A 12,952-nucleotide genomic window follows, 5' to 3' on the forward strand; every position below is an offset into this window, starting at 1 on the left:
GTCATGCTCTCTTGTTGTTTTAGCGCTGCAGCAGGCCGCGGGCGGCCAGGTTGCGCATCATCGCGCCAAGGCCGAAGGTCCACGGCGCAGCCTGGTCGCTGGTGGTCACCTGGTTGTGCAGCTGGCCGAGCAGGGGGCTGGCGATGCGCACCCGGTCACCCGGTTTGTGGGTGAACCCCGCGCCCGGCTGGTCACGGTCTTCGATGGGGGCGAACAGCGTACCAAGGAACAGCAGGAAGCCGTCGGGGTATTGATGGTTGGCGTTGAGGGTCTGGCGCACCAGGTCTTCAGGGTCGCGGCTGATCTGGTCCATCGAGCTGCTGCCGACCAGGCGGTAGCCGTCCTCGCCCTGGACTTCCAGGTCGACCACGCAGTGGCGCACCGCGTCCAGGTCGAAGCTTTCGTCGAACAGGCGGATGAACGGGCCGACCGCGCACGAGGCGTTGTTGTCCTTGGCCTTGCTCAGCAGCAACGCGCTGCGGCCTTCGAAATCGCGCAGGTTGACGTCGTTGCCCAGGGTGGCGCCGTGGATGCGTCCGCGGCTGTCCACGGCCAGCACCACTTCGGGCTCGGGGTTGTTCCACGCCGAGCCGGGGTGCACGCCGATCGCGCTGCCGCTGCCGACGGCCGCCAGTACCGGGGCCTTGGTGAATACCTCGGCATCCGGGCCGATGCCCACCTCCAGGTACTGCGACCACATGCCTTGCTCGATCAGCAGTGCCTTGAGGGCCATCGCCTGTGGTGAGCCGGGGCGCACTGCACGCAGGTTGTCGCCGATCACCGAATGCACGGTGGCGCGCACCGCCTCGGCCTTGCTGGCATCACCGGCTGCCTGCTCTTCGATCACCCGCTCGATCATGCTGGCGGCGAAGGTCACCCCGGCCGCCTTGATCACTTGCAAATCGACCGGGGCAAGCAGGTAGGGCTGCTGGGCGTCGAACGCTTCGCCGCTGTTGGCCAGCAACGCTTCGAGGCTGCCCAGGAAGCGGCCTGGTGTGCTGCGCACGGCGTGCAACGGGTCGTCGCTTTCCAGCAGCTGGCTGAGGGTGGCAAAGCGCTCGGACAGGTCGAATACCCCGTCCGGGCGCACGGTGATCGGCGAGGGGCCGCCAGGTTCGCCCGGGGTCCAGGCGCGGCCGATCAGGGTGCCGGTCAGGCCGTCCGCAGGCAGGGTGTTGGCGGGGGTGAGGGTCATCGGCATGGATCGCAATCTCTCGGAACGTGAGAGCTGCACGCTAGGCAAGCGGCGCGATAAACTCCAATGGCTTAATCTCACCATTCAATAACAAGCGGTTATCGCAGCGACAGGGGCGTGCATGTCGGACCTTTCCTTTTCCCACGTTTGCAACTGGCTCAAGTTCCGCCACCTGTTGCTGATCGAGACCCTCGGGCGCACGCACAACATGCACGTGGCGGCGCAGCAGATGAACCTGACCCAGCCGGCGATCAGCAAGATGCTCAAGGAAATCGAGCACTTGCTCGGCTTCGCCCTGTTCGAACGGCTGCCGCGCAGCATGCCGCCAACGGCGCTTGGCGAGCAGGTGCTGCGCTACGCCCAGGTAGCGTTGAACGATGCGCGCAACTTCGTCGACCAGATCGACAGCCTGCGCCAGGGCGGCCACGGGCAGTTGAAGGTAGGCGGCATTTTCGCCGCCACCGCCGTGGCGCTGCCCGATGCCATCGTCGCGATCAAGCAGCGCAAGCCGTTGCTGTCGATCGAGGTGGTGGAGCAGACCAGTGATCACCTGATGGCCATGCTCGAAGACAAGCAGCTGCACCTGGCCGTGGCGCGTTTCACCGACGTGTCCCAGCACCAGCGCTTCGACTTCCAGCCGCTGGCACCGGAACCGTTCTGCTTCGTGGTCAACGACCAGCACCCGCTGAGCGCTGCCGGGCCGGTGACCTTGCCGCAGCTGCTGGAGTGGCCGTGGATTCTCTACCCCAAGGGCACCCCGATTCGCGGGCGCATGGAGCGGGCCTTCGCTGAGGCGGGCGTGGCCGTGCCGCGCAACACCATCGACACCATCTCCATGCAGACCTTCCTAAAGGTGCTGCTGGGCGGGCCGATGATCGGCATGTTGCCCCAGGCGATGGTCGAGCCGCACCTGGCCAGCGGGGTGCTGGTCAACCTCGACACCCCGCTGCACCTGGCGCCGCAGGACTACGGCATCCTCACCCGCAAGGGCGAGCCGTTGAGCGGCGCGGCGCTGGAGTTCGCCGAGATCCTGCTGGCCCACGCGGGCCGAGGGGAAGGGGAGCGATAACGCGCCGTTATCGGATGATCGATAAATGCCATTGGGAAAGCATCGCACAGCCGCCTAGATTAGCGACCCATGTCTTTTGCAATGCCGAGGAATCATCCATGACGTCCCACGCAGGCCAGCAATTCATCGGCGGGGTTCGCCGCGCCACCGGTCAGGCGGCCTTGTACAGTGTCGATGCACGCAGCGGGCAGCCACTGCCAGGCGCGTTCTACCAGGCCAGCGACGAAGAAGTCGATGCCGCTGCCCTGGCCGCTGCAGCTGCCTACCCCGTGTACCGGGCCTTGCCCGCCGCTCGCCGCGCCGAGTTTCTCGACGCCATCGCCGATGCCCTCGATGCCCTGGGTGACGACTTCATCGCCACCGTATGCCAGGAAACGGCCTTGCCACCCGCCCGTATCCAGGGTGAGCGGGCGCGTACCAGCGGCCAGCTGAGGCTGTTCGCCACGGTGTTGCGCCGCGGTGACTTCCTCGGCGCGCGCATCGACCGTGCGCAGCCCCAGCGTGCCCCGCTGCCGCGCGTGGATATCCGCCAGTGCCGCATGGGCCTGGGGCCGGTCGCAGTGTTCGGCGCCAGCAACTTCCCCCTGGCGTTTTCCACGGCCGGTGGCGACACCGCTGCGGCGCTGGCCGCCGGCTGCCCGGTGGTGTTCAAGGCCCACAGCGGCCACATGGCCACGGCGCAGTGGGTGGCCGAGGCGATCGTCGCTGCCGCTGAGCGCTGTGCCATGCCGGCCGGGGTGTTCAACATGATCTACGGTGGCCGGGTCGGTGAGGCGCTGGTCAAGCACCCGGCCATCCAGGCCGTGGGCTTCACCGGCTCGCTCAAGGGCGGCCGCGCCCTGTGCGACATGGCGGCGGCGCGGCCGCAACCGATTCCGGTGTTCGCCGAAATGAGCAGCATCAACCCGGTGCTGGTGCTGCCCGGGGCGCTGGCCGCGCGCGGCGAGGCCGTGGCCCGCGAGCTGGTCGCTTCGGTGGTGCTCGGCTGCGGGCAATTCTGTACCAACCCTGGCCTGGTGCTGGGGGTGCGCTCGCCAGCCTTCAGCGCCTTTGTCGAGCAGCTGGCTGCGCAGATGGCCGAGCAGCCACCACAGACCATGCTCAACGCCGGCACCCTGGCCAGCTATGCCCACGGTGTGGCCGCGCTCAAGGCGCAGGCCGGCGTGCGCTTGCTGGCTGGCGCCGAGCAGCAGGGCAACCAGGCCTGGCCGCAGCTGTTCCAGGCGGATGCGCAGCTGTTGCTGGCCGGCGAAGCGCTGCTGCAGGAGGAAATCTTCGGCCCGGCCACCGTGCTGGTCGAACTCGCCGACCAGGCCCAGCTGCTGGCCGCGCTGCAGGCGCTGGGCGGGCAACTGACCGCCACCTTGATCGGCGAGCCGGACGACCTGGCGCACGCCGCGCCGCTGGTGGCCGTGCTCGAACAGAAGGCCGGCCGCGTGTTGGTCAACGGCTACCCGACCGGCGTCGAGGTGTGCGACGCCATGGTCCATGGCGGCCCGTTCCCGGCCACCTCCGACAGCCGTGGCACCTCGGTTGGTACGCTGGCAATCGACCGTTTCCTGCGCCCGGTGTGCTACCAGAACTTCCCCGATGCGTTGCTGCCCGAGGCGCTGCGCGATGCCAACCCGCTCGGTTTGCTGCGCCTGGTCGACGGCCAGCCCAGCCGTGACCCGATTCGCTGATTACCGCTGCTGATAGTCACCCACCGGCTGCGCCTGCAGCGGTGGGCTTCCAATAACAACAATCAGGCATGCACGACATGCCACGAGGCTTGGCCATGGCTCATCCATCTGTTGCTCCCAGCGCCGATCAGGCGTTCGAAGACCGTACCTACCGCAAGGTCATCCTGCGTATCCTGCCGATCCTGCTGCTGTGTTACATCGCCGCCTACCTTGACCGGGTCAATATCGGCTTCGCCAAGCTGAGCATGCTCGACGACCTGCAGTTCAGCAACACCGTCTACGCCCTGGGTGCCAGCGTGTTCTTCTGGGGCTACTTCCTGTTCGAGGTGCCCAGCAACCTGCTGCTGCATCGCTACGGCGCGCGCTTCTGGATCGCCCGGATCATGCTGAGCTGGGCGATCATCTCGATGGCGGTCGCGTTCACCCAGCCGTTGGCCGGGTTCTTCCACATCGAGTCCAGCACCATGTTCTACGTGCTGCGCTTCTTGCTGGGCATCTGCGAGGCCGGTTTCTTCCCCGGCGTGATCCTTTACCTCAACTACTGGTTCCCGACCCATCGGCAGAGCCGGGTCATGTCAGGTTTCCTCATGGCGATGCCGGTCAGCCTCACCCTCGGTGGGGTGCTATCAGGCTGGCTGATGACGCGCCTGGATGGCTGGCATGACCTGGCCGGCTGGCAGTGGATGCTGCTGGTCGAGGGCGTGCCTTCGGTGATCATGGCCGTGGTGGTGTTCACCTGCCTGTGCGACAACATCGACAAGGCCGCCTGGCTGTCGGCTGCGCAGAAGCAGTTGCTCAAGGCCAACCTGCAACAGGAAGCAGACGGCAAGGTCTCGCGGCTCGGCGAGGTGTTCTTCAACCCGCGGGTGTGGCTGCTGGTGTTGATCCTGCTGACCTTCAATACCGGCTTCTATGGCCTGGCCTTCTGGATGCCGTCGATCATCAAGAGCGCGGGCGTGACCAGCAGCCTGGAGATCGGCCTGCTGACCGCCATCCCGTACAGCGTGGCGATCGTGGCCATGTTCCTCAATGCGCGCCACTCCAACCGCACCGGCGAGCGCCGCTGGCATGCCGCGATCCCCGCATTCATCGGCGGCTGCGGGCTGATCCTCAGCGCCGCGTTCGCCCATGACGTCACGCTATCGATCCTGTTCCTGACCGTGGCCGCGTCGGGGGTGCTGAGCCTGATGCCGATCTTCTGGACCCTGCCGGGCACGGTGTTGTCCGGTGTCGCGGCGGCGGCGGGCATCGGCATGATCAATGCCATCGGCAACCTGTCGGGCTTCACCGGCTCGATGATCACGGCAATGGCCGAGAACCTGACCGGTAACATCAACGACGGCACCTACGTGTTGGGCCTGTGCCTGTTCGTCAGCGGCTTGCTGATCCTGGCGATCCCCGCCGCGATGCTCAAGCGTTCGGCTGCCGAGCCGCGCAAGCAACTGGAACTGGAGGCGGCCTGAGCGGCGCCCGTCACAAGGTGGTCGACTTGCCCATGCGGTCCAGCTCGAACACCTTGCTGCGTTGCAGGCATTCGCGCAGGTGACGCGCCGCCGGGCCAGGCTGGCGCTTGCGATGCCACAGCAGGTCCACCCCCACCAGCCAGTCGGTGTGGGGGTAGGCCTCCAGTTGCAACTCCACCAGCTGCCCGCTTTCCAGCTCGCGCTGCACCAACAGGCGCGGCAGGGTCGCCCAGCCAAGCCCGCCGCGCACCATCTCGACCAGTGCCAGGTAACTCTCCGCCCGCCACAGCTGGCCGGCCCGCAGGTATTCGCTGCTGGGCAGCTTGTCGGCATGGGCGAAAAACGCCAGCCGGCGATGGGCGTTGAGGTCGGCGAAGCTGACCGGGCACTGCCGCGCCAAGGCGAAGTGCGGGTGGCAGACGTGGGTCATGATCAGCTTGCCCAGCTGCTGGAAGGCCAGCTCCGGCGGGTAGCCGGGCTGGGCGAAACTCACCCCGAGGTCGGCCTCGCCGGTCAGGATCATTTCGCTGACGTCGCCGTGCAGCGGGTGGCGGATCGACAGGTCGACAAACGGAAACGCCGCGTCGAAGCCTCTGAAGGGCGCTATCAGCGGGCCATAGGGCACCTCGATCGCCAGGGTCAGCGCGGCTTCCACCTGGCCTGCCAGGCTGTCGGCGCTGCCCTCCAGGGCGTAGCAGCGCTCCAGGATGCCCTCGGCGCGCAGTAGCAGTTTATGGCCCGCCGCGGTCAAGGCCGGGATGCGGCTGGTGCGGTCGAACAGCTGCACGCCCAGGTCGGTTTCCAGGTTGCTGATGGCCGCGCTGACCGTCGACTGGGTGCGCCCCAGTCGTCGCGCTGCGGCAGAAAACGAGCCGGCCTGAACGGCGCTGACGAACACCTGCAACTGCTCCAGCGAAAAGCGCATCACCTGATCCTGTCCACGGGTCGATCCATCGATAGTAACGATGGTTAATCATTTGCTCCATCGGTGATTACTGAGGATTCTTCAGCCAGACATCGGCGACAGCTGCCACGCTTCCCTGCGCTGCATGTCACTCCGGGCGCCTTCAACAATAAAAAGAGCCGCACTTCAGGAGATTCACGACATGAGCCAACCTGTTATCCATCCCGTGGACGAAATACTGCCTGCGCGGCAGCTGTTCAGCTTCGGCCTGCAGCATGTGCTGGTGATGTACGCCGGTGCCGTCGCCGTGCCACTGATTCTGGGCAGTGCCCTGGGGCTGACCCAGGCCCAGGTGGTGACCTTGATCAATGCCAACCTGCTGACCTCGGGTGTCGCCACCTTGCTGCAGACCCTCGGGTGGTGGCGCTTTGGCGCACGCTTGCCGCTGATCCAGGGCTGCTCGTTCATTGCCCTGGCGCCGATGATCATGATCGGCAAGGAATTCGGGCTGCCTCACGTGTTCGGTGCGGTGATTGCAGCGGGTGCGCTCACCATGGCCATTGCGCCGCTGTTCAGCCGTTTGCTGCGGTTTTTCCCGCCGGTGGTGATCGGCAGCCTGATCACCGTCATCGGCATTTCGCTGATGCCGGCCGCCGCCATCTGGCTGGGAGGAGGGCAGCCAGGCAGTGCCGACTTCGGCAAGCCGGCCAACCTGATGCTGGGCGTGGCGACGGTGGCGATGACGCTGGTGATCCACGCCCGTTTTCGGGGCTTCATCGGTAACCTCAGCGTGCTCCTGGGGCTGATTGCCGGCAGCGTGGTGGCTGCAGCCTGCGGCATGACCGACTTCAGCCGGGTGGGCGATGCCGCGTGGTTCGAGCTCAGCGCGCCGATGGCGTTCGGCATGCCGCAGTTCGCCTTCACGCCCGTGCTGATCATGCTGCTGGCGATGCTGGTGATCATGGCCGAGACCACCGGCAACTGCCTGGCCATTGGCAAGCTGACCGGCAAGCCCACCGACCCGCGCACCCTGGGCAACGCGTTTCGCGCCGATGGCCTGTCGACCCTGCTGGGGGGCCTGTTCAACAGCTTCCCTTACAACGCGTTCACGCAGAACACCGGCCTGATCGCGCTTTCCGGGGTCAAGAGCCGCTTCGTGGTCGCCGCAGCGGGCGCCATCATGGTGTTGATGGGGCTGTTTCCCAAGCTGGGTGCGCTGATCGCCAGTGTGCCGACGCCCGTGCTCGGCGGCTGCGCCATCGTGATGTTCGGCATGACCACGGTGGCGGGCATCCAGGAACTGGCCCGCGTCCGTTTCGAAGGGACCCGCAACGGCCTGGTGGTGGCGGTGTCGGTCAGCATCGGTGTGTTGCCGATGTCGATGCCGGCGCTGTTCGAGCACGTCAGCGGCCCACTGAAGCTGGTGCTGGAAAGCGGGATCTTCCTGGCTGCGGTCAGCGCCATCCTGCTCAACCTGCTGCTCAACCGTGAAGCCGCACCCTGCAGCCAGGACGCGATCGATACCCGCCTGGCCAAGTGAGCCTGGCTTTTCATGCGCGCCAGCTGGCGCGCTTTCACCTGCCGTACAAGGAGTAACCGCCATGACATTCACCCGCTCCGGCGCCGAGCTGTCCGAGTTGGACCTGGCCCTGCTGCGCGAGTCGATCCGCCTGTCCGAGCAATCGCGCAAGGACGGCCGACACCCCTTTGCTGCCCTGGTGGCCGACGCGCAAGGCCAGATCATCGCCAGCGCCGGCAACAACTCCATGCCCCCGGAGGGCGACCCGACCCAGCATGCCGAGCTGGTCGCAGCGGCCCGTGCCGCCAGGCTGCTGGCACCGGAACAACTCGCAGGCTGCACCTTGTACACCAGCGCCGAGCCTTGCTGCATGTGTGCTGGCGCGGTGTACTGGACCGGCATTGGCCGGGTGGTCTATGCCTTGTCGGAACACGCGTTGCTCGGGCTGACCGGTGCGCACCCGGAAAACCCCACCTTTTCGCTGCCGTGCCGCGAGGTGTTCGCCCGCGGTCAGCGCACGGTGCAGGTGCATGGCCCGCTGCTGGAGGACGAAGCCGCGACCGCTCACCAGGGGTTCTGGGCATGAACGGCGGCGTCTCCGTGCACGTGGTGGACATTGCCAGTGGGCGTGCCGCGCAAGGGCTGCGCCTGAGCATCGGCGTCGCGGGCGGCGCGCCGATCGCGCAGGGCATCATCGATGCGCGCGGCCAATGGGCGGGGCTGGCGGAGATGAACGCGCTGTTCGGGGCCGGCGTCTATGAAGTGCGTTTGCAGGTGGCCCGGTTTTATCGGGAAATGGGGACGCTGTTGCCTGAAATCCCCTTTATCGACGAACTGGTGTACCGCTTCGGGATCGGCGATGCCCAGGCGCACTATCACTTGCCTTTCAAGCTCACCGCCTGGGGCGCCAGCTGCTTCCGGGGTGGCGCTTGACGCTGCGTCTGGCCATGCCTGGCGACTAAATCCGCAGCGATTCATCCTCTTTCTGCTGCTACCCGGCGCTGCATGGCTTATCCTTGCGCCACGCAATCAACGTAGAAGCAGTGAAATACGATGGGTTTTGAACAACTAGCTGAGTTACGTGACCGCCTGCGGTCTGAAAAAGAGCAGCAGGCAAAGGCCGACGCCCCGCGCCCTGCCAAGCGCAAGCCCGCCTCGCAGGCCAGGGCGCGTGAGCAGGACCCGGCGGTGGAAGCGATCTGGCCACTGCAGAAGCATTTCCCGTTGGCTTTCCCGGTCAACCCGGCGCCCAAGGTGCCGCTCAAGGAGGGCATCTTCAAGGATGCCGAGCAACACCTGGAGCTGCTCGGCATCACGGTTGAGCAGCTCAAGCTGGGCATCTCGACCTGGTGCCGGGGCAACCGCTACTGGGCAAGCATGGTCGAAGGTGCTTCGCGCCTGGACTTGAATGGCCAGCCCGCAGGCGTTGTCACCGCCGGCCAGGCGCTGTACGCCAGGCAACAGGCGGCACGCCAGCGCGGCAAAGGCCGCAAGGACCGCGCCAAAGCCAAAGCCGCTGCCCCGGCCCCTGTCGCCGATACCGCAGTGGAACCGACTGCGGACTGAGCCCCTTCGCGCTGGGCCCTGCGCCATCTAACCGGATGGCGCCTGGGCCTGCTCAAATGTGCGATCCCTGTGGAAGCGGGCTGTTCCCGCGAACACGGGCGCAGCCCATTTGCCATCCCGTGAAACCAGGGCGACAGCCATTAGCGCCACTGATCTGGCTTGTCACGCAGCGCACTGAACACCTGAACCTCAGCAGTTACCTCAACAGGGTAGGGCGCCTTTCGGTCGCCTCTGACACTCGGGAGTTCAACCTATGAAAGCCATCGTGTACAACGGCCCACGTGACGTCGCGGTCAAGGATGTGCAGGACGCGATGATCGAGAAGCCAACAGACGTGCTGGTACGCATTACCACCACCAACATTTGCGGTTCCGACCTCCACATGTATGAGGGGCGAACGTCATTCGAAACCGGGCGGGTATTCGGCCATGAAAACCTCGGCGAGGTGATCGAGGTAGGCGCCGGGGTCGACCGGGTCAAAGTCGGTGATCGCGTTTGCCTGCCATTCAATATCGGCTGCGGCTTCTGCGAAAACTGTGAAAAAGGGCTCACGGGATTTTGCCTGACCGCCAATCCGGGCACTGCCGGCGCTGCCTACGGTTTCGCCGACATGGGGCCTTATCAGGGTGGCCAGGCGGAATTGCTGCGCGTGCCCTATGCGGATTTCAATTGCCTGGTCCTGCCGGAAGATGCCGAGGAACGCGAAGATGACTACGTCATGCTCTCCGATATTTTTCCCACCGGTTGGCATGCCACGGAGCTGGCCGGCCTGCAGCCTGGCGAGAGCATCGCGATCTATGGTGCCGGGCCTGTCGGGCTGATGGCGGCGCATTCGGCCATCATCAAAGGTGCCTCTCAGGTGTTCGTGGTCGACAACCAGCCAGACCGCCTGCAGCTTGCCGCGCAGCTTGGGGCAACCCCCATCAACGCCGTGGAACAGAAGGCCGTGGAAGAGATCCTCAACCTGACCCATGGCAGAGGCACCGACCGCGGGTGCGAGTGCGTCGGCTATCAGTGCTGTGACAAGCATGGGCATGAAGTGAACAACCTCACCATGAACAACCTGGTCGCTTCGACCAAGGCTACCGGTGGCATAGGTGGCGTGGGCGTGTTCGTGCCGCAAGACCCTGGTGCGAAAAACGACTTGGCGAAAGAGGGCAAGATGGCCTTCGATTTCGGCGCGTTCTGGTTCAAAGGCCAGCAGATCCGCACCGGCCAGGCGAATGTGAAGGCGTACAATCGCCGTCTTGCAGCGCTTATCCACCATGGGCGGGCCAAGCCCTCGCAGATCATTTCTCACCGCCTGAGGCTTGCTGAAGGCCCGCAGGCCTACCAGCATTTCGATGCAAGGGATGATGGCTGGACGAAGGTGGTGCTCAAGCCAGCGGCTTGAGCCGAGGGCATCATCGTTCAGGGCGATAGCCACCGATGGCCAACGCTGCCCGCAGCGCGGCCAGGTGGCTCAGGCCCTGCGGCAGGTTGCCAAGGTACTGTCCATTCTGCGGGTCGATCATTTCCGAGTAGATGCCCACCCCCTGCGACAGTGCACCCAACGCTTTGCCATAGGCCGCCTCGGCTCGCGCTTGCTGGCCGAGGATGGCCCAGGCCTCGATCACCCAGAACGTGCAGGCCAGGAAGCAACCTTCCTGCGTCTGAGCTTCGCTGTAGCGGTAGTGGAACGGACCGGCACCCAACTCGTCCTGTATCGCCTCCAAGGTGCTGCGTAGCCGCGCCACGCTGGGGTAACCGAAGCGCACCGCGAGTGCCAGCGAAGCGTCCAGCCGATCACTGCCTGGGTAGAACAGGTACGCCTGATGTGCCTCGCTCCAGCAGTGGGCTTCAATCCAAGCCTGAACGCGTTGCCGCTCGCGGTCCCAGCGTTCCCGGCAGGTGGTGGGCAGGTGGCCGCCATCGGCCAGCTCGATGGCCCGGCTCAAGGCTTGCCAGCAGCTGATCTTGGACATCGTGTAATGCTGCTTGTCCGGCAGTTCCCAGATACCGGCGTCTTGCTGTCTCCAGCCGTCGGCGCACTGGTCGGCCAGTGCCGACAGGATCATGGCGCTGGGCGAGTCGAGAATGTTGCCGCAGTCGATGAAGCAGCGGGCGGTCTCGAAAATATCGCCGAACACGCCATGTTGCAGTTGGTCACGGGCATCGTTGCCGACGACGGGCGGCGAATGCTTGTAGCCAGGGAGGTCGATCGGCCGCACGCAAGCCCCGATGGCCCCGTCCAGGGTATAGAACACCCGTGGCCCGTGTTCATCCAGCCGCCGCAGCAACCAGCTGAAGGCGGCCTTGGCTTCTGGCTGCGCACCGATGCTCAGAAACGCTTCGATGGTGTAGCCGGCATCACGGATCCAGGCGAACCGGTAGTCGTAGTTCTTGTTGCCACCGATGCGTTCAGGAAGCGATGAGGTGGCTGCCGCCATGATCGATCCACTGGGCGAGGACAGCAGCAGCTTGAGTGCCAGCGCGTTGCGCACCACCAGCGGTTTGTACGGGCCATCGTAGACCAGGCTCCTGGACCATTGGCACCACTCCCGGTGCGAGCCATCGATGCGTTCGTCGATCAAGGCCAGTGGCGGTACTACCAGTGGCTCGTCACGCCCGGCGATGATCGCGACCACTGTACGCTGCCCGGCGGCAATGCTAAGCGAGGCCCGCACGCCCAGGTCGTCCTTGCGCTTGACCTGTACCTGGTGATCATGCAGGAACATGCCGAGTATGCGGCCTGCATGGAATACGCAGGCGTTGTCATTCGGCGCCAGGTAGGGGCTGACCGTATCGGCCTGGGTGCCGAAATCGATGGCGATGTTCAAGTCCATCTGCCCTTCGATGCCTTCGATGCGCCTGGCCAGTTCGGCCCAGGGCAACCGGCCGGCTGGGCCGCTGTTCAGGGACTCGGTGAGGCGGGCGCGACCCTCACGGGTAATGAAGGTGGTTTCGAGCACATTGCTGTCGGGCAGGTAACGGCGCTCGGCAACGAACGGCGCACTGGGGGTAATCGAGAAGTAGCCGCCCGTGTGCGGGGCCAGCAGTTTGTCGAACAGGGGCGGGGAGTCCATATGCGGGACGCACCACCAGTCGATGGAGCCGTCCAGGCCGATGAGCGCAACGGAGCGTCCATCGCCCAGCGCGCCGTATTCCTCCAGAGGTAGCCAGCCACCTTCGTCCCGCTGAGGCGCACCGTATTGCAGCCCCTCGCTCGGTTCTCTTTCCATCGGCATGCCTGCGAGATCTCGTGTTCTGTGTGGGACATACCGATTGCGCGCCAAGTTCGTTTATCCGCCCATCCCTTGCTGCAAACCCCGCCTGAACTTTGTGCATCAGTCTGGCTTCCCTTTTGTACTGGGTAGAAACGACAGGAGAGCGACATGACCAAAGAAGTCCAACCACAGCAGCCAGGCTCGCAAACAAAGGTGACTGGCGAACAGGAGCGGGATAACGATGCCCGTCGGCCCGATGGTTCGACCGGTACCGCGCATGACTCCACGGCGCAAAAAACGGCCCGTGGCCACGGGCGAGACAAACGCTGAAATTCATCCCAGATAATT

The 12,952-nt window shown here is 65.3% G+C and carries 12 protein-coding genes; 9 read left to right on the plus strand and 3 right to left on the minus strand.

Annotated features, from left to right (window positions below):
• Nucleotides 1–19: 19 nt before the first annotated feature.
• Nucleotides 20–1,201 carry a fumarylacetoacetate hydrolase family protein gene (locus HU738_RS14045; protein WP_186603845.1) on the minus strand — a complete coding sequence of 394 codons (1,182 nt, stop codon included), beginning with the start codon at nucleotides 1,199–1,201 and terminating at the stop codon, nucleotides 20–22.
• Between the two features lie 115 nt (nucleotides 1,202–1,316).
• Here HU738_RS14045 and HU738_RS14050 point away from each other — a divergent pair, with 115 nt between their 5' ends.
• The 3 genes from HU738_RS14050 (at nucleotide 1,317) to HU738_RS14060 (ending at nucleotide 5,409) form a co-directional block, all read left to right on the plus strand.
• Nucleotides 1,317–2,264 (plus strand): LysR family transcriptional regulator, encoded by a 948-nt coding sequence (locus tag HU738_RS14050; protein WP_176508007.1) that lies wholly within the window; start codon nucleotides 1,317–1,319, stop codon nucleotides 2,262–2,264.
• A gap of 98 nt (nucleotides 2,265–2,362) precedes the next feature.
• On the plus strand, nucleotides 2,363–3,946 hold the full coding sequence (locus HU738_RS14055) for an aldehyde dehydrogenase (NADP(+)) (RefSeq protein WP_186603844.1): 1,584 nt from the start codon (nucleotides 2,363–2,365) through the stop codon (nucleotides 3,944–3,946).
• Between the two features lie 77 nt (nucleotides 3,947–4,023).
• Nucleotides 4,024–5,409, plus strand: coding sequence for an MFS transporter (locus tag HU738_RS14060; protein ID WP_437182025.1), 1,386 nt, complete (start codon nucleotides 4,024–4,026; stop codon nucleotides 5,407–5,409).
• Nucleotides 5,410–5,419: 10 nt separating this feature from the next.
• Here the strand turns inward: HU738_RS14060 and HU738_RS14065 are convergent, their stop codons facing one another.
• A complete protein-coding gene (locus tag HU738_RS14065) occupies nucleotides 5,420–6,334 on the minus strand; it encodes a LysR family transcriptional regulator (RefSeq protein WP_186603842.1) in 915 nt (304 codons plus the stop codon).
• Nucleotides 6,335–6,515: 181 nt separating this feature from the next.
• Between HU738_RS14065 and HU738_RS14070 the strand changes: the two genes are divergently transcribed.
• The 5 genes from HU738_RS14070 (at nucleotide 6,516) to HU738_RS14090 (ending at nucleotide 10,791) form a co-directional block, all read left to right on the plus strand.
• Entirely contained in the window at nucleotides 6,516–7,853 is a 1,338-nt protein-coding gene (locus HU738_RS14070; protein WP_186603841.1) for a nucleobase:cation symporter-2 family protein, read from the plus strand.
• 61 nt (nucleotides 7,854–7,914) lie between these two features.
• A complete protein-coding gene (locus tag HU738_RS14075) occupies nucleotides 7,915–8,418 on the plus strand; it encodes a nucleoside deaminase (RefSeq protein WP_186603840.1) in 504 nt (167 codons plus the stop codon).
• Nucleotides 8,415–8,765: a hydroxyisourate hydrolase gene (locus HU738_RS14080; RefSeq protein WP_186603839.1), complete on the plus strand. Its 351-nt coding sequence runs from the start codon at nucleotides 8,415–8,417 to the stop codon at nucleotides 8,763–8,765. Before HU738_RS14075 ends, HU738_RS14080 begins: the two co-directional genes overlap by 4 nt.
• A 120-nt stretch (nucleotides 8,766–8,885) precedes the next feature.
• Nucleotides 8,886–9,398, plus strand: a complete 513-nt coding sequence (locus tag HU738_RS14085; RefSeq protein WP_186603838.1) for a ProQ/FinO family protein — start codon at nucleotides 8,886–8,888, stop codon at nucleotides 9,396–9,398.
• 253 nt (nucleotides 9,399–9,651) lie between these two features.
• On the plus strand, nucleotides 9,652–10,791 hold the full coding sequence (locus HU738_RS14090) for a glutathione-independent formaldehyde dehydrogenase (protein ID WP_186603837.1): 1,140 nt from the start codon (nucleotides 9,652–9,654) through the stop codon (nucleotides 10,789–10,791).
• 10 nt (nucleotides 10,792–10,801) lie between these two features.
• Here HU738_RS14090 and HU738_RS14095 read toward each other — a convergent pair whose 3' ends face one another.
• Nucleotides 10,802–12,619: a glycoside hydrolase family 15 protein gene (locus tag HU738_RS14095; protein WP_186603836.1), complete on the minus strand. Its 1,818-nt coding sequence runs from the start codon at nucleotides 12,617–12,619 to the stop codon at nucleotides 10,802–10,804.
• A 153-nt stretch (nucleotides 12,620–12,772) separates the two neighbouring features.
• Here HU738_RS14095 and HU738_RS14100 point away from each other — a divergent pair, with 153 nt between their 5' ends.
• A complete protein-coding gene (locus HU738_RS14100) occupies nucleotides 12,773–12,934 on the plus strand; it encodes a hypothetical protein (RefSeq protein ID WP_186603835.1) in 162 nt (53 codons plus the stop codon).
• Nucleotides 12,935–12,952: the final 18 nt, after the last annotated feature.

The organism is Pseudomonas vlassakiae, assembly GCF_014269035.2.
Classification (GTDB): Bacteria; Pseudomonadota; Gammaproteobacteria; order Pseudomonadales; family Pseudomonadaceae; genus Aquipseudomonas; species Aquipseudomonas vlassakiae.